General features: G+C 63.3%; 17 protein-coding genes. 11 read left to right on the top strand and 6 right to left on the bottom strand.

The window, feature by feature from the left end; genetic code table 11:
* Nucleotides 1–41 precede the first annotated feature (41 nt).
* The 4 genes from X735_RS164610 (at nucleotide 42) to X735_RS164625 (ending at nucleotide 3,864) form a co-directional block, all read left to right on the top strand.
* Entirely contained in the window at nucleotides 42–710 is a 669-nt protein-coding gene (locus tag X735_RS164610) for a GntR family transcriptional regulator (protein ID WP_023808660.1), read from the top strand.
* A 107-nt stretch (nucleotides 711–817) separates the two neighbouring features.
* Nucleotides 818–1,411, top strand: a complete 594-nt coding sequence (locus X735_RS164615; RefSeq protein WP_023808659.1) for a biotin transporter BioY — start codon at nucleotides 818–820, stop codon at nucleotides 1,409–1,411.
* Nucleotides 1,408–1,851 (top strand): DUF1284 domain-containing protein, encoded by a 444-nt coding sequence (locus tag X735_RS164620; RefSeq protein ID WP_023808658.1) that lies wholly within the window; start codon nucleotides 1,408–1,410, stop codon nucleotides 1,849–1,851. The genes X735_RS164615 and X735_RS164620 overlap by 4 nt, the downstream gene beginning before the upstream one ends.
* Before the next feature lie 237 nt (nucleotides 1,852–2,088).
* On the top strand, nucleotides 2,089–3,864 hold the full coding sequence (locus X735_RS164625) for a tetratricopeptide repeat protein (RefSeq protein WP_023808657.1): 1,776 nt from the start codon (nucleotides 2,089–2,091) through the stop codon (nucleotides 3,862–3,864).
* Nucleotides 3,865–3,942: 78 nt separating this feature from the next.
* On the opposite strand, the gene X735_RS164630 is transcribed toward X735_RS164625, so the two are convergent.
* Nucleotides 3,943–4,404: a GNAT family N-acetyltransferase gene (locus X735_RS164630; protein WP_023808656.1), complete on the bottom strand. Its 462-nt coding sequence runs from the start codon at nucleotides 4,402–4,404 to the stop codon at nucleotides 3,943–3,945.
* A 218-nt stretch (nucleotides 4,405–4,622) separates the two neighbouring features.
* Here X735_RS164630 and X735_RS164635 point away from each other — a divergent pair, with 218 nt between their 5' ends.
* Nucleotides 4,623–5,543 (top strand): glycine--tRNA ligase subunit alpha, encoded by a 921-nt coding sequence (locus X735_RS164635; RefSeq protein ID WP_031212237.1) that lies wholly within the window; start codon nucleotides 4,623–4,625, stop codon nucleotides 5,541–5,543.
* Nucleotides 5,544–5,546: 3 nt separating this feature from the next.
* On the opposite strand, the gene X735_RS1000000169210 is transcribed toward X735_RS164635, so the two are convergent.
* On the bottom strand, nucleotides 5,547–5,723 hold the full coding sequence (locus X735_RS1000000169210) for a hypothetical protein (RefSeq protein ID WP_023808654.1): 177 nt from the start codon (nucleotides 5,721–5,723) through the stop codon (nucleotides 5,547–5,549).
* Nucleotides 5,724–5,918: 195 nt separating this feature from the next.
* Between X735_RS1000000169210 and X735_RS164640 the strand changes: the two genes are divergently transcribed.
* Together X735_RS164640 and X735_RS01000000165460 are read left to right on the top strand one after the other, a co-directional pair.
* Nucleotides 5,919–8,408, top strand: a complete 2,490-nt coding sequence (locus X735_RS164640) for a glycine--tRNA ligase subunit beta (protein ID WP_023808653.1) — start codon at nucleotides 5,919–5,921, stop codon at nucleotides 8,406–8,408.
* A 51-nt stretch (nucleotides 8,409–8,459) separates the two neighbouring features.
* Nucleotides 8,460–8,819: an ATPase gene (locus X735_RS01000000165460; protein ID WP_245273035.1), complete on the top strand. Its 360-nt coding sequence runs from the start codon at nucleotides 8,460–8,462 to the stop codon at nucleotides 8,817–8,819.
* A gap of 107 nt (nucleotides 8,820–8,926) precedes the next feature.
* Here the strand turns inward: X735_RS01000000165460 and X735_RS164645 are convergent, their stop codons facing one another.
* A complete protein-coding gene (locus X735_RS164645) occupies nucleotides 8,927–9,316 on the bottom strand; it encodes a hypothetical protein (protein WP_023808652.1) in 390 nt (129 codons plus the stop codon).
* Nucleotides 9,317–9,447: 131 nt separating this feature from the next.
* Nucleotides 9,448–9,951 (bottom strand): hypothetical protein, encoded by a 504-nt coding sequence (locus X735_RS164650; protein WP_023808651.1) that lies wholly within the window; start codon nucleotides 9,949–9,951, stop codon nucleotides 9,448–9,450.
* Between the two features lie 192 nt (nucleotides 9,952–10,143).
* Between X735_RS164650 and X735_RS164655 the strand changes: the two genes are divergently transcribed.
* The 3 genes from X735_RS164655 to X735_RS164665 all read left to right on the top strand — a co-directional run bounded on the left by X735_RS164655 (nucleotide 10,144) and on the right by X735_RS164665 (nucleotide 13,311).
* The gene (locus X735_RS164655; RefSeq protein ID WP_023808650.1) at nucleotides 10,144–11,118 is read left to right on the top strand and encodes an L-threonylcarbamoyladenylate synthase; all 975 of its coding nucleotides are present in this window, start codon (nucleotides 10,144–10,146) and stop codon (nucleotides 11,116–11,118) included.
* 9 nt (nucleotides 11,119–11,127) lie between these two features.
* Nucleotides 11,128–12,558, top strand: coding sequence for an FAD-binding oxidoreductase (locus tag X735_RS164660; RefSeq protein WP_023808649.1), 1,431 nt, complete (start codon nucleotides 11,128–11,130; stop codon nucleotides 12,556–12,558).
* Between the two features lie 186 nt (nucleotides 12,559–12,744).
* On the top strand, nucleotides 12,745–13,311 hold the full coding sequence (locus tag X735_RS164665; RefSeq protein ID WP_023808648.1) for a DUF6101 family protein: 567 nt from the start codon (nucleotides 12,745–12,747) through the stop codon (nucleotides 13,309–13,311).
* Nucleotides 13,312–13,347: 36 nt separating this feature from the next.
* On the opposite strand, the gene ubiA is transcribed toward X735_RS164665, so the two are convergent.
* Nucleotides 13,348–14,331, bottom strand: coding sequence for a 4-hydroxybenzoate octaprenyltransferase (gene ubiA, locus X735_RS164670; RefSeq protein WP_023808647.1), 984 nt, complete (start codon nucleotides 14,329–14,331; stop codon nucleotides 13,348–13,350).
* Nucleotides 14,332–14,399: 68 nt separating this feature from the next.
* Nucleotides 14,400–15,311 carry a LysR family transcriptional regulator gene (locus tag X735_RS164675; protein WP_023808646.1) on the bottom strand — a complete coding sequence of 304 codons (912 nt, stop codon included), beginning with the start codon at nucleotides 15,309–15,311 and terminating at the stop codon, nucleotides 14,400–14,402.
* Between the two features lie 89 nt (nucleotides 15,312–15,400).
* Between X735_RS164675 and X735_RS164680 the strand changes: the two genes are divergently transcribed.
* Nucleotides 15,401–16,216, top strand: coding sequence for a phytanoyl-CoA dioxygenase family protein (locus X735_RS164680; RefSeq protein ID WP_023808645.1), 816 nt, complete (start codon nucleotides 15,401–15,403; stop codon nucleotides 16,214–16,216).
* Nucleotides 16,217–16,297 lie beyond the last annotated feature (81 nt).

Genomic DNA, 16,297 nt, shown 5'->3' with positions numbered 1-16,297 from the left:
ATTGGCTCGACAAGCTGCCCTGCCGCAAATTATCTATAAACATGGCAAAGGGCACGGACGACACCATCGCGGTGCGCATCAGCAAGGTTCTGGCGGACCGGATCATTTCCGGTGCGATCGAGCCAGGGGCCAGGCTTCGGCAGGATCATATCGCCGAGGAATTCCAAACCAGCCATGTTCCGGTGCGCGAGGCCTTCCGCCGTCTCGAGGCGCAGGGACTGGCCATCGGCGAGCCGCGCCGCGGCGTGCGTGTCGCGTCTTTCGATCTGGGCGAGGTCAAGGAGGTCGCCGAAATGCGGGCAGCACTCGAAGTGCTGGCGCTGCGCCACGCCGCGCCGCATCTGACATCGGCCATTCTCGATCTCGCCGAGGAGGCGACCAAGGCCGGCGACAAGTCCCGCGATGTCAGGTCGTGGGAAGAGGCCAACCGCGCCTTCCACCGCTTGATCCTGTCGCCATGCGGCATGTCGCGCCTGCTCGCGACCATCGACGACCTGCACGCGGCAAGCGCCCGTTTCCTGTTCGCGGCATGGCGGTCGGAGTGGGAGACGCGCACCGATCAGGACCATCGCGCGATCCTCACCGCCTTGCGGCAGGGAAACACCGAATCCGCGGCCGTCACACTGGGGCGGCACGTCCAATGGATTGGCCGCAAGCCGGTCAGGACGGCTTCCGGAACGACGCGCGAAGCCTTCGCCATAGTAGGTTAGACGGCCTCCGCCAAAGCCAGGGCTTGCAATCCCCAGGGAAGTGTGGATTCGATAATAGATCGAAAACAGAAATTATCTATAATTTGCAATCGATCGAAGGAATCCCAATGACAGACGTCGCATTCTCACCCGGCAAGCCGTCGTTCAGTCCGCTCCAGCTCCAGGATCGTTCTCTTGCCTGGCAGGTTGGAGCCGTCGTGCTTGGCACGCTGTTCCTGGCGCTGGCGTCCTATATCGAGGTGCCGATGGTGCCGGTCCCGGTAAACATGCAGACCTTTGCGGTGACACTGATCGGCGCCCTCTATGGCTGGCGGCTTGGCGCGCTCACCATCGCCGCCTGGCTGGTCGAGGGTGCGGTCGGCTTTCCGGTTCTGTCCGGAGGGGCAGCGGGTGCGGCGCATTTCGTCGGGCCGACGGGTGGCTATCTCTTCGCCTTCCCGCTTGTCGGCGCACTGGTCGGCTGGCTGGCCGAACGCGGCTGGAACGGCAAAAGGGTGATGCTTGCCTTCGTCGCCATGCTGCTTGGCAACCTTGCCTGCCTTGTGCTTGGCACAGCATGGCTTGCCGTCATGATTGGAGCCGAACAGGCCGTTACCTTCGGCTTCCTGCCGTTCATCGTCGGCGGCTTGCTCAAGTCAGCGCTGGGTGCCGCGACCCTCATGGCCCTTCCCGGCGGCAAGGCGAAGCCGGCCAATCCGTGACGATCAGGCTGCGCGCCCATCACCTCCTTTGCCTGCTCACCTATGTGGGCAAGGGATACAGCCCCGCCTTCATCGCCAATTATGATCGCGTCGCGGAGCGCCTGAGCCGGGGCGAGGGCATCCTCCTCGTTTCCGGCCCCGACGATGTCTGCGCTCCCTTGCTCGACGAGCCGGAACCGCATTGTCTCAACGAGAGTGTCGTCGAGCGGGACCGGCTCGCCGCGCTGGATGTAGAGGAATTGCTGGCGCGGCCAATCCGTGTCGGCACCCACCTCGATCTCGACACGGGGACCTTAGCCCGGATGCGGCAGGCGTTTTCGGCTGGCCTTGTACGCAAGGCCTGCGGCGGCTGCGAATGGAACGAACTGTGCAGCACGATAGCGGCCGGTGGATATAGCGACACGCTGGTGCAGCGGTCCGCCTCGCCAGCCGAGGGTTGATATTGGCGCCGAGCTCAAGGGTCGAAGCTGTGATATATTCGGCGCTGCGCAGGGCCATGGCCGAAATTCAAAATCGGAAAACTGCCCCCTGTCGCCATGATTTGTTAATCGGGTGCCCGGATTGTGAATTCGAGGCGGATTGAAGCGCGACCCCAAAAAGGCCATGCTTTGCCTGGAAAGATCGAGTCTACGCCGATCCCGCTGATGCGGAGATGGCGCCTGGCTGAAAGGGATACGATGCGGCAAGGATGTGCGCGCTGGCTGACAAGGCTGGCAATTGTGACAGGCATGACGATCTCGGCTTTGCCGGCCTATGCCAAGCAGACCAGCGAACCGGTCAAGATCACGTCATTTTCGGGCGCCTATCTGGCAGCCCGGATCGCCGAAGGCGATAACGACCTCGACAGCGCCATCGCCTACTACAAGCAAGCATTGGCCTTTGACCCGAGCGACACCGGCCTGCAGCAGAGCCTGATGCTGTCGCTGATCGCGCAAGGGCGCTTCGACGAGTCCCTGGTCTATGCCGACAAGCTCAAGGAAGTGCCTGACGTCGAGCGTTTCTCGCGCTTGGCGCTCGCCGTCGATTCCTTCCACAAGAAGGATTTCACCAAGGCGCAGTACTGGCTCAAGCTGTCGCTGGAATCCGATCTCGACCGGTTGATCTCCGGGGTGATGTCCGGCTGGGCGCAGCAAGGCGCCGGCGAGCCTGCCGATGCGATGGCGTCCATCGACAAGCTGCAGGGGCCGGATTGGTTCGGCCTGTTCAAGTCGTTCCACCGCGCCCTGATCGCTGATGCATCCGGCATGCCCGAAAAGGCCGAGGCGATCTATGCCGCGACCATGCAGGATACCGCCGCCGGCGGTGCCGCTCCCGAAACCTGGATGCGCAATGCCCAGGCCTACGCCTCGTTCCTGGTCCGCAAGGGCGACAAGACCAAGGCGCTGTCGGTGCTCGACCAGGCCGAGGCGTTTTCGCCGGGCAAGCTGGAAATCGTCGCCTTGCGCGACCGAATTGCAAAAGGCGACAAGATTGCGCCGCTGGTTGCCGGTCCATCCGATGGCGCCTCCGAAATCCTGCTCGACCTCGCCACCGCGCTCAACCGTGGTGGCGGCGAGCCCTTCGTCCGCCTCTATCTGCAATATGCGCTTGCTTTGAAGCCAGATAGCGACGCTGCCCTTGTGCAACTCGCCGCCGTGTCCGAGCAATTGAAGGACGGCGAAGGTGCCATCGCGCTCTATCGCCGGATTCCCGCCGCTTCGCCGCTGAAGGAGCTTTCGGACCTGCAACTCGGCCTCAATCTTGCCGATCTCGACCGTCACGAAGAAGCGATCACCCATCTGAAAGCCTTGGTCGACGCCCATCCCAATGACATGCGCGCCTATCTGGCGCTCGGTGGCGTCTATTCCTCGAAGGACGATTTCCGTTCGGCCGCCACTCTCTACGATAAGGCCGTCGAGGTGCTGAAGGCGCCGACCGCGGCCAACTGGAACATCTTCTACCAGCGCGGCATCGCTTATGAGCGCCTGAAGGAATGGCCCAAGGCCGAGCCGAACTTCCGCAAGGCGCTGGAACTGTTCCCCGACCAGCCGCAAGTGCTGAACTATCTCGGCTATTCCTGGGTCGACATGAACATGAACCTCAAGGAAGGCCTGGCGATGATTCAAAAGGCCGTCGACCTCAGGCCGAGCGACGGTTACATCGTCGATTCGCTGGGTTGGGCCTATTTCCGCCTCGGCAGGTTCGATGACGCGGTGCGCGAAATGGAACGCGCCGTGTCGCTGAAGCCGGAAGATCCGGTTCTCAACGATCACCTCGGCGACGCCTACTGGCGCGTCGGCCGCAAGCTGGAAGCCACCTTCCAGTGGAACCAGGCTCGCGACCTGAAGCCGGATCCCGATGTGCTGGCCAACTTGCAGCAGAAGCTGATGAAGGGCCTGCCGCCGATCGAATCCAACACGGCGCAGGAGACCCCGAAGGTCAAGCCGGAGCCGGTGCCCGCCCCGAAGGGATGAAGTCAGCCATTTGAATTCAACGCAAGCGGGGCTCTTTCGGAGTCCCGTTTTCGTTTGAACCGTATTAGGCTGGCTGCCTCAGAAGAGCTTGCGATAGACGACGAAGCCGGAGTGTTCGGCGACCTTGTCGTAAAGCTTCATCGCCGTGTGATTGGTCTCATGCGTCAGCCAGTACACGCGGCCCGAGCCGGCCGCCTGGGCGCGCTCGTAGACGCCCTCGATCAGCGCCCGTCCGATGCCTTTGCCACGCGATGCCTGCGTGGTGAAAAGGTCCTGCAGATAGCAATTCGGTGCGATCGCCGTGGTGCTGCGATGGAAGAGATAGTGCACGAGGCCGAGAAGCTGTCCCTCGCCTTCGGCCACCAGCGCGTGGACCGGCTCATAGGCATCGAAGAAACGAGACCATGTCATCTGGGTAATCTCACCCGGCAGGGCCGTTTCGCCCGAGCGGCCATAAAATGCATTGTAGCCATCCCACAGCGGCAGCCATTGCTCGAAATCCTGTCGCGCGACAGGGCGGATGACGATCGGGCTGGGCATGGCTGAAACCTGTTGTCGTTGCTGCACAGGCGAACAGAGCGCAGGCCCGAGAGATGGGCAATGGGCCAGCCTCTGCAAAGCTTTCAACATTGTCCATAATGTCGGCGCGACCGCATCGGCGTGCTTTGCTTGACGCTTTGCTGCCGGGTCTCTAGGACGTGCCGGCAAGCTAGCCTGTGCTGTCGAGGCCACCCGTGACAATTGAAATCCCCGCCCATATGCATCCCAGCCGCTCGTTCCAGGGGCTGATCCTGGCCTTGCACAACTATTGGGCAGCCTATGGCTGCGTTATCCTGCAGCCCTACGACATGGAAGTCGGTGCAGGCACCTTTCATCCGGCAACAACGCTGCGCGCGCTCGGCCCAAAACGCTGGAACGCTGCCTATGTCCAACCCTCGCGTCGTCCCAAGGATGGCCGCTATGGCGAGAACCCGAACCGGCTGCAGCATTATTACCAGTACCAGGTGATCCTGAAGCCGAACCCGCCCAATTTGCAGGAACTCTATCTCGGCTCGCTGGCGGCGATCGGCGTCGATCCGCTGCTGCACGACATCCGCTTCGTCGAGGACGATTGGGAAAGTCCGACGCTGGGCGCCTGGGGTCTCGGCTGGGAATGCTGGTGCGACGGCATGGAAGTCTCGCAGTTCACCTACTTCCAGCAGGTCTGCGGCATCGAATGCGCGCCGGTGGCCGGCGAGCTGACCTACGGGTTGGAGCGGCTGGCCATGTATGTGCAGGGCGTCGACAATGTCTACGACCTCAATTTCAACGGCCGCGAAGGCACCGACAAGGTCACCTATGGCGATGTCTTCCTGCAGGCCGAGCAGGAATATTCGCGCCACAATTTCGAATACGCCGACACGGCGATGCTTTTGCGCCACTTCGAGGATGCCGAGGCCGAGTGCAAGGCGCTGCTCGACGCCGGCGCGCCGGCGTCCAACGACAATCTGCCGATGCACCGCATGGTTTTCCCGGCCTACGATCAGTGCATCAAGGCCAGCCATGTCTTCAACCTGCTCGACGCACGCGGCGTGATTTCGGTCACTGAGCGGCAGAGCTATATCCTGCGGGTGCGCAATCTGGCCAAGGCTTGCGGCGAAGCGTTTCTGAAGACGCAGGCGGGTGGCTTGGCGGCCTGAGCTTCAGGCCCGCTTCATCATCTCGAGGGAACCGTTGATCGGCGGTACGGCCTGACCGCCGGCACCGTCGATGGTGCGCAATGCCTGCCGCACGCCCGGCATCGAGAAGGCGCCGTGAGCCTGCGCCGTGAAGCAGGCGCCGAGTGCGAGGATCTGCAGAAGTCTGGATGCCGTTTTCATGATCGTTGAGCCAAATGTTCCCTGCCTGAGCGTGGGTCGCTTCAGCGCTGCGTTCGGTTCATGGAAATCTTTGATCCAAGGACGGGTGGCGTGGTCTCGTCCCGACAGGGCGGTCAAAATTTGTGTAAAGGGTGACAGCAGCCAGCCGAGTTGCTATGCCCCGCCCGGACCACTCTCCCGCATGAGCTGACCCCGATGCCTGACCTGCTTCTAGAACTTCGCTCCGAGGAAATCCCTGCGCGCATGCAGCGCAAGGCGGCGGGTGATCTCAGGAAGATGCTGACCGACGGTTTGGTCGAGGCGGGACTGACCTATGAGGCGGCGCGCGAGTACTGGACGCCGCGGCGGCAGACCCTCGACATCAGGGGCCTGACCGCGCGCTCGAAGGATATAAGCGAAGAGATCAAGGGGCCTTCGACATCGGCGCCTGAACAGGCGGTCCAGGGTTTCCTGCGCAAGGCCGGACTTTCCTCGATCGCCGAGGCGCATGTCCATTCCGATCCGAAGAAAGGCGATTTTTATGTCGCCCACATTTCGAAGCCGGGCAGGGCGGCGGAGGAGATCATCGCCGAACTGGTGCCGGGCATCATCCGCAATTTTCCGTGGCCGAAATCGATGCGCTGGGGGCCGGCCTCGGCCAAGCCCGGTTCACTGCGCTGGGTACGGCCGCTGCAATCGATCCTGTGCACCTTCGGCCCGGAAACAGAGGAGCCTGTCGTGGTCGATTTCGAGATCGACGGTATCCGCTCCGGCAACATCACCTATGGCCACCGTTTTCATGCGCCTGACGCCATCACGGTACGCCGCTTCGACGACTATGTTTCCAAGCTGGAAGCGGCCAAGGTCGTGCTCGATGCTGATCGGCGCAAGGAGATCATCCTTGCCGACGCCCGCAATCTCGCCTTCGCCAACGGGCTTGATCTGGTTGAGGACGAAGGGCTGCTGGAGGAAGTGTCCGGGCTGGTCGAATGGCCGGTCGTGCTGATGGGCGAGTTCGAGGAGGCATTCCTCGCCATTCCGGCCGAGGTGATCCGACTGACCATCCGCGCCAACCAGAAGTGCTTTGTGACATCGCGCCCGATCTCCTCCCTGGAGGGGGAGATGTCGGCGAAGCCGACAGAGGGGGGCGCTGTCCCGCCGTCCTCTCGGCGTGAGGCGCGCCCCTCTGGCCTGCCGGCCATCTCCCCCTCAAGGGGGGAGATCAGCCAACTTTCCAACCGCTTCATCCTAACCGCCAATATCGAGGCGAAGGACGGCGGCAAGGAGATCGCCCACGGTAACGGCAAGGTGGTGCGCGCCCGCCTGTCCGACGCGCTCTATTTCTGGACGACCGACCAGGGCGATTTGCCTGACCTGCGTGAGCTCGAGGCATCGGCGGAAAAATTCGGGCTTGATCTCAAGAAGCCGCTCGACCAGCGCATGGCCCGCCTCGACCATCTCGGCGTGACTTTCCACGCCAAGCTCGGCACGCAAGGCGAACGGGTGGAGCGGATTGCGCGGCTTGCCGAGGAACTGGCGCCGATCATCGGCGCCGATCCGGCACTGGCGCGGCGCGCTGCCGTCCTGGCGAAGGCCGATCTCACCACCGAAGTCGTTGGCGAGTTTCCGGAACTGCAAGGCGCTATGGGTCGCAAATATGCGCTGCTTCAGGGCGAGCATGCATCGGTCGCCGCTGCAGCGGAGGAACACTACAAGCCGCAGGGCCCGTCCGATCGCGTACCGAGCGATCCAGTGTCGGTCGCTGTCGCGCTCGCCGACAAGCTCGATACGCTGGTCGGCTTCTGGGCGATCGATGAAAAGCCGACCGGGTCGAAGGATCCCTACGCACTGCGCAGAGCTGCTCTTGGGGTGGTGAGGCTGGTGCTGGATAACGAGACGCCGGTAAGCCTTCTTTCGATCGTAGCTGAACATCGAAGAATCATTGAAGACCAGATCGACCGCCGGCACGCTGAAGAGCAGGCCAAGTTGGGTGGCGACTATGTGAGTGCACGGGCGCACGCCGGCGACGGAAAGTCTGGGGATCGCGACCTGCTGGCCTTCTTCCACGATCGCCTAAAGGTCTACCTCCGCGATCAAGGCGCTCGGCACGACCTGATCGATGCGGTGCTGGCGACAGGTTCGCGCCCGATCTCCCCCCTAGAGGGGGAGATGTCGGCGAAGCCGACAGAGGGGGGCGCTGTCCCGCCGTCCTCTCAGCGCCAAGTACCCCCCTCTGCCCTGCCGGGCATCTCCCCCACAAGGGGGGAGATTGGCCAATCGTCCAATGACGACCTGCTGCAGATCGTGCGCCGGGTCGAGGCGCTGGGCTCCTTCCTCGACACCGAGGATGGCAAGAACCTGCTCGCCGGCACCAAGCGTGCGGCCAACATTCTGGCCGCCGAGGAGAAGAAGAAAACGGTGGTCGCCGAAACCGTTGAGTCGGCACTCTTGCGCGAGGATGCCGAGAAATCGCTGTTTGCGGCGGTGAATCAGGCTGAGAAGCAAGCCGGCGAAGCGATTCAAAACGATGACTTTTCCGCCGCCTTGCTGGCGCTTAGCGTGTTGCGCGAACCGGTTGATTCATTCTTTGAGCATGTTCTTGTAAACGATGAGGATCAGGCGGTGCGTGCCAACCGCCTGGCGCTGCTCGCCCGCATCCGCGCGGCCACCGGCCAGGTCGCGGATTTCTCGAAGATCGCAGGTTAAGGCGAAGAAAATATTCTTTGCCGCCGGCCGTTCGAGCCGGCTTACAGTCATATGGCGATGATCTCTCCGTGGCAAAAGGGACATGTTCCCCAACCCCACGGAGGCTTCTATGAATTCCGATCACGACATCGAAGTGACAGAAGAAACCCCGGCTTCCGCCGAGGCGCTGAATCCGCTTCCGAAACCATCCTCGATCATGCCGCCGCCGCAGCGGTCGAAGCCGCTGACCTGTCTGATGACGACGAAGACGGCGACGATGAAGATGGCGAAGAGTCCACCGAAACTGCCACGCTCTCGGATGACGACGAAGATGAAGACGACGAGGACGAAGACGAAGACGACGCCGAGGATAGCGTGAAGGCTGAAGGCGACGAGTCCGAAGAAGACGATGACAAGGAAAAAGCGGCCTGATTTTTTCAGCCGCCGGTTCCATCGATGGCAAGGCGGTGCTGAGGCGCCGCCTTTTCCTGTCAGTCGTCCCCGAAGCCGACTGTCAGCCGCCCCGGGCGACGGCCCGGTCAGTTCTCGAGAATGCTGACGCGCACGCTGTTTTCGTAGACATCGACCTGGATCAGCGGTTCGCCATTGACGATGGCGCGCTTGGTCGAGGAACTCATCGCGCCGCCGCGTTCCAGCATGCGTTGCAGGTCGGCGCGCTGGCCGTTGGTCCTGAACCAGCCATCACCCTCGTCGTCGCTGTCACGGCGGTGGAATTTGTGCCAGTTGGCGCGGTCCTGCCGCACCATCTGCGCGGCATTGTCCAGCGCATAGCCGTCACTCGCCTGATGGTCGCGATCGGAAATGCGCGCGACATAGGATCCCAGCATGTCGTCGGCGTGAGCCGCGACGACGCCAAGCAGTGACGCCAGCAGAAGGCCTGCCCCGGTTACGATTCCAGCTTTTCTCATGGTCCCCCCTTTACCCCTGATGAAATCCCGTCTGCCAGAAATGCCTAGAACGGGGTTGCCTGACAATGGTGCGCCGGGCGCCAGACCACCGTCAAGTCTCGCCATCGATGTCGGCTGCCTTTGAGCCAAGGCTATTTGGTGTAGCCGTTGGGAGGCATGCGCTGCCCTGCTGCCGGCGCCGGAGCGCTCGGCGGGGTGGGTTGGTTCTCGGCGTTCCCTGAGGGGGCTGCGGAGGCGGTGGCCGTTGCCGGCGCGGTGTCTGCCGCCGGCGCCGTGCCAGCGGCCGGCGCAGTACCTGTCGCTGGTGCAGCGGTTGGCGCGGGTGCCGGGAAGTCGGGACCGGTAACGCCGCCACGAATGACCATCGGGCCTGGCTGGAAGTCGTGCCCGGTCGCGGGCTTGTCCGGGATCGCCGCCACCTTTTCATCGGTGACGTCGGGCTGCGCTTCCCCTTTTGCCACCACCGACCGCCCATCGCTGGCATTGACTGCATCGGCGGTTCTAGGCTGGTTGAGGGCGCCGATCCTGACGATCGATGGTGTGGAGGATGGCGCGCCTGGAAAAACCAGGGATGACGCCTGGGCTTCGCCGGCCGCAACAGCAAGAATGATACCCAGCAGGATACGCGCAGACACTGATTTCGCTCCCCTTTGCCCAGAAGCTGTTCGATAGCAGGCCGGAATTGATGCCGGCTTTCGCGGAAACATAGCATTTTAGGGATTGATAAATCGCCAATGCTCCTGCTCGCCCAACAATCGTTTACCCAACAGCGACTTGCCCAACGGCCGCCATCGTACTACGCACCCCGCAGCTGTGAGGTGACGAGAGTGGCTGAAATACTTGCCTCGGGCGAGGCGCTGGAGCGGGCGCTGGCGCTGCTCATGGAAGGCGATGTCGTCGCCATCCCGACGGAAACCGTCTACGGGCTGGCCGGCGACGCCACCAACGGCATCGGTGTCGCGCGCATTTTCGAGGCCAAGGGGCGGCCGCGCTTCAACCCGCTGATCGCTCATGTCGCAGACATGGCGATGGCAGAACGCCTCGCGCTGTTCGATCCGCTGTCCAGGAAACTGGCGCTGGCATTCTGGCCAGGTCCGCTGACGCTGGTGCTGCCGCAACGGCCCGGCAACGGCATCCATCCGCTGGTCACCGCCGGGCTCGATACGATTGCCTTGCGCATGCCGAGGGGCTTTGGCGGCGACCTGATCGCCAGGCTCGGCTGCCCGCTTGCAGCGCCCAGCGCCAATTCATCCGGCAGGATCAGCGCAACGACCGCGCAAGCGGTAGCCGCCGATCTCGGTGCGCGGATAAAGCTGGTGGTCGATGGCGGCGCGACCCCGGTCGGGCTGGAATCGACCATCGTCAAGGCCGAAGGAAACGGATTGCGGCTGCTGAGGCCCGGCGGCATCGCCGCCGAGGAGATCGAGGCGGCTATCGGCATGGAGCTGTTGCGCGGCGGCATCGCCGGTATCGAGGCGCCGGGCATGCTTGCCTCGCACTATGCGCCAGGTGCTGCGATGCGGCTCCATGCCGGCACGGTCGGCGAGGGCGAGGCTTTGCTCGGCTTCGGCAGCCAGAGGGCGCAAGGCTGGCGCCGCGCCGAAGCCTTCCTCAATTTGTCCGAAACCGGTGACCTGCGCGAAGCGGCGAGCAATCTGTTCGCCTATATGCAGGAGCTTGACCGCAGCGGCGCGCGGACCATCGCCGTCGAGCCGGTTCCCTTCGACGGGCTCGGCGAAGCGATCAACGATCGGCTGTCGCGTGCCGCCGCCCCTCGTGACATCCCACAACCCGCAACATAGTTTTTCCCCATGACCGAAATCACAGAGACACTCGATCCCGCTCTCATCGATCGCTTCACGGCGATCGTCGGCGACAAATATGCGCTGCGTGAAGAGCAGGATATCGCGCCTTACCTCGTTGAACGGCGCGGGCTCTGGCACGGCGCGACATCGTTGGTGCTGCGGCCGGGCAGCGTCGACGAAGTCAGCCGGATCATGCGGCTGGCGACCGAGACAGGCACGCCGATCGTGCCGCAAAGCGGTAACACCGGCCTGGTCGGCGCCCAGGTGCCGGACAGGTCCGGGCGCGAAATCGTCCTGTCGCTGTCGCGGCTGAACCGCATCCGTGAAATCGATGTCTTGTCCAACACGGTGACGGTCGAGGCCGGTGTCATCCTGCAGACGCTGCAGGAGGCGGCCGACGCCGCCGACCGGCTGTTTCCACTGTCGCTGGCCGCGCAAGGCTCCTGCCAGATCGGCGGCAATCTTTCCTCCAATGCCGGCGGCACCGGAGTGCTTGCCTATGGCAATGCGCGCGAACTCTGTCTCGGTGTCGAGGTGGTGCTGCCGACCGGCGAGGTGTTCGACGACCTGCGCAAGCTGAAGAAGGACAACACCGGCTACGATCTGAAAAACCTGTTCGTCGGTGCCGAAGGCACGCTCGGCGTCATCACCGCCGCCGTGCTCAAGCTGTTCCCGAAGCCGAAGGGGCGCGAAGTCGCCTTCGTCGGCCTGTCGTCGCCCGAGGCAGCACTTTCGCTGTTCAGCCTGGCCATGGACCGTGCCGGGGCAGCACTCACCGCTTTCGAACTGATCGGCAAGCGGCCCTATGATTTCACGCTGGCGCATGCCCAGGGCGTGGTGCGGCCGCTGATCGAGGACTGGCCGTGGTACGTGCTGATGCAGATTTCGTCCGGTCGTTCATCGGAGGATTCGAGAGCCTTGATCGAGGACGTGCTTTCGGCCGGCCTTGAACAGGAATTCGTCGGCGACGCCGTCATTGCCGCGAGTCTCACGCAGGGCGATGCCTTCTGGAATTTCCGCGAGCTGCTGCCCGAGGCGCAGAAGCCGGAGGGCGCCTCGATCAAGCACGACATTTCGGTGCCTATTGCATCGATTCCGCGTTTCATCGCGGAGGCTGCCGGCGCCGTGGCGTCGGTGAGCGCCGGTGCCCGCGTCGTCTGCTTCGGCCATATGGGCGACGGCAATCTCCACTACAACATTTCGCGGCCCGTCGACGGCGACGATGAGGCGTTCCTCGCTCTCTATCATCCCATGAACAAGGCGGTGCACGATGTGGTGCGCAGCCTGCACGGTTCGATCTCGGCCGAGCACGGCATCGGCCAGTTGAAACGCGACGAACTGATCGCCACCGCGCCGCCGATGGCGATCGATCTGATGCGAAGGGTTAAGGCCGCTTTCGACCCGGCCGGCATCATGAATCCGGGTAAGGTTATCTGATCCTTTCGACATCTTGTGGCTGGTGGGATTCCGATAACCATCCCTGAGATCAGCAAAATTTAACCGACTTTCTTAAGCGGGGCGGTAAGGAGCCCGCGCTACTGTCTCCATACAAACGAGGCCGGAAAAACCGGCCCGGAGAGAACCGGACACCGGCTCTCAGGAGACAGACAGGAAGGCCACTCTATGAACACCGGACTGAAGCCAGTCTGGGCGGGACGCAACATGCGTCTCGACCCATTCCGCCTGCCGCAAGTGGTGAGCTACGCGACTCGCGACGACTACGGCGATGTAACCTTCACCATCGACCAGCGCGGCGCCGTGATCCGCCGCCTGCTCGAGATGAGCGGCCTGCCCGCAATCATCGTTCTGCCCGCCAATGCGTTCCGCGGCGTTGCCGCCCGCGCCATGGAAGACCCGGACGGCAATGTCACGGTGACCCTGGAACTCCTGCACAACGACCCGATGCTGTCGGTGCCGCTGCTTGTGGCCGACGATCTCGACGATGTCGCAGCCGACTGGCGCGCCTGGGCCGACGCTTACCGTCTGCCGATGCTGCTGATCGAATCGGACGGCGTTGCCCGCACCCTGGAAGAATCGCTCGGCGCCGCCATCAAGACGCTGCCGCCGCAGGATAGGCGCAAGGGGCGGATTTCGAACACGCGCCGCCCGCGTTTCCTCGCTCGCCGCAGAGCGGGCGCCCTCGGTCTCAGGCTGGTCATCGACGGCCAGGAGATTATTTCGCGCGACTGAGCATGATCCCGCTGGGAATGCTGAGACGGGAAGCCGCTAAACCAGCGGCTTCAGCGCCACCCACACAGCGCCGCCGATCAGGCCGAGGAAGATCAGCCAGCCGACCTGGTTGTTCGACCTGAACAGTCGCAGGCATTGGTCCGGATTGTCGATATCCAGAACCGCGATCTGCCGCGCCATATGGGCGCCGGCGGCAATCAGCCCGGCCAGCGCCACCACCGGCGCCTGCGCCGACGCGAAGGCGATCGCAAAACAGATCAGCGCGCCACCATAAAGCCCTGCCAGCCACGACTTGGTGTTGTCGCCGAACAAGCGTGCCGTCGAGCGCACGCCGACGATGGCGTCATCTTCCTTGTCCTGATGCGCGTAGATCGTGTCGTAGCCGATCACCCACAGGATCGAGCCGATATAGAGCATGATGGCAGGCCCATCGAGATCGCCGAACTCGACCGCCCATCCCATCAGCGCGCCCCAGGAAAAGGCAAGGCCAAGCACCAGTTGCGGCCAGTTGGTTATCCGCTTCATGAATGGATAGATGGCGATGACCGCCAGTGAGCAGATGCCGAGCAGGACGGCGAAGCTGTTGAACTGGATGAGCACGACGAGGCCGACCAGAGCCTGCAGGACGAGAAACAGCCATGCCCGCCGGCGGGTCGCCTTGCCCGACGGCAGCGGTCGCGAGCGCGTGCGCTCCACCTGGCTGTCGATGTCCTCGTCGACGAGGTCGTTGTAGGTGCAGCCGGCGCCACGCATGGCGATGGCCCCGACCAGGAAAAGCACGAGATACACTGGTGCCGGCAGCAGTGAGAGCAGCGGGTCGCCGGGACGCGGATAGGCGCTTGCCGCCAAGGCCGCCGACCACCAGCACGGCCACAGCAGCAGCTGCCAGCCGATCGGCCTGTCCCATCGGGCAAGCTGCGCATAGGGCCATATCGAGCGCGGCAGCACGCGGTAGACCCAATGGCCGTTCGGAGCATCGGCGACACGGCCCTGGGCCGCTTTCGACTGGATGTTTTCCATGTCCATGGAGTGGCAGCAGCGGCAGAAACCGTCAAGCGGCAAGCGGGAGAGTGGTGCACGTCAGCCTTTCACAAGGCAAAGATGTCGCGGGTGGCGAACCAGTCCCTGGCCATCTCGACGAAGGCCAGCGCTGCATTCGACACACGCTGATGCGTGTCATAGGTGAGCAGGATCCGCTGCATGGGCAGCGGATCGGATAGCGGCTTGCAGATCAGCGGCAGCCCGTCATAGCTGCGGTCGCCGTGCGGGCGGGTATAGCTGACCGCGACGCCGAAGCCGTTGGCGACCATGCTGCGCTGCAGTTCGAACGAGCTCGTCGTCATGTCGGCCGCTGGCGAAAGGCCGCGGCTGCGAAACAGGTCGAGCATGTGCTGCCAGCTGTGCGGCTGGTCCGTCGTGATCAGCGGATAGGCGGCCAGATCGGCAAGACTGACCATTGGCCGGTCCGCCAGGGCATGGCCTGCCGGCAACAGCGCGTGCGGGCGAAGTTCGCGCAGCAGGATGCGGGCGAAATGCGTCGGCAGGCTGAGATCATAAGTCAGGCCGAGATCGATGGCCGCATCACCCAGCCGTCGTCCCAGGGTCTCGAACGTCTCGTCGCGAACGACGATTTTGACGGCCGGATAGCGTTCGGAGAAGGCGCGGATCAAAGCCGGCGCGAAGAAAGGCGCCAGATCCTCGAAGCATCCCAGCACCAACTCACCGCTGACAGCCGATTTGCTTGAACCCAGGCCGACGAGTTCGTCCGTTTCGGTGAGAACCTGCCTTGCCTTGGCCACGACGGCGCGGCCGAACGATGTCGGCGACACGCCGCTTCCGCGCTGGCGGACGAACAGCTTCTGGCCGAAATTCTTTTCGACCGCGTCGATCGCCACCGAAATCGACGGCTGAGAAACGTTGAGCATCTTTGCCGCGCCGGTGACGCTACCGTGACGCGCCACGGCAACCAGATAGCGCAGCTGCGTGAGGGTCACACTCATAGGAGTACTCTATATGTCGGATGGAAAGTTATTATTTTACTGAATGAATTGATATTGCGATAATGGCTTCATTCCAAGAGGAGAACGCCATGGCTTCCCAGACTGCCACCCTCGACGCCACCATGATCGGCGCGTCCACGATTGCCGACTATCAGCGTGACGGCGCTGTCTGCATTCGCGGCGCCTTCAAGGGCTGGGTCGACACGATTGCCGCCGGCATCGAACGCAACATGCAGAACCGCAGCGCCACCGCATCCGACATCGCCAACGGCCGCGGCAGTTTCTTCGACGACTACTGCAACTGGGAGCGCATCCCCGAATTCGTCAGTCTGGTGCGGGGTTCGCCAGCCGCCGAACTGGCGGCTGCGGTGATGCAGTCGCGCACCGCGCAGTTCTTCCACGATCATGTGCTGGTCAAGGAGCCCGGCACGCAGAAGCCGACGCCCTGGCATCAGGACATCCCCTACTATTTCGTCGATGGCCGGCAGACGGTGAGCTTCTGGATACCCATCGACCCGGTGAAGGAAGCGACGCTGCGTCTGATCGCCGGCTCGCACAAATGGGACAAGATGATCCTGCCGGTGCGCTGGCTCGACGATAGCAACTTTTATGCCGGCGAGGGCGACTATCTGCCGGTGCCCGATCCCGACAAGGATCCGTCGATGAAGGTGCTCGAATGGGAAATGGAGCCGGGCGACGCCATCCTGTTCGACTTCAGGACCGCGCACGGCGCCCGTGGCAATATGACCGCGGCGCGGCGCCGGGCGCTGTCGCTGCGCTGGGTCGGTGACGATGCGCGCTATGTCGAGCGGCCGGGCCGCACCTCGCCGCCCTATCATGGCCATGGCATGCAGCCGGGACAGAGGCTACGCGAGGACTGGTTTCCGGTGGTTTTCTCCGCCTAGTCGAATCGCCAGAAAATCGGCGGCGGTGTCCGCCGCCATTTTCGGCGGGGGATAACGTTCCCGTGCGCAATCGCGATCTAA

Origin of the sequence: Mesorhizobium sp. L2C084A000 (assembly GCF_000502875.1) — a bacterium.
In the GTDB taxonomy this organism is placed as follows: Bacteria; Pseudomonadota; Alphaproteobacteria; order Rhizobiales; family Rhizobiaceae; genus Mesorhizobium.
Note: the sequence above shows the minus strand (reverse complement) of the source record. Positions and strands in the feature narration are given on the sequence as shown.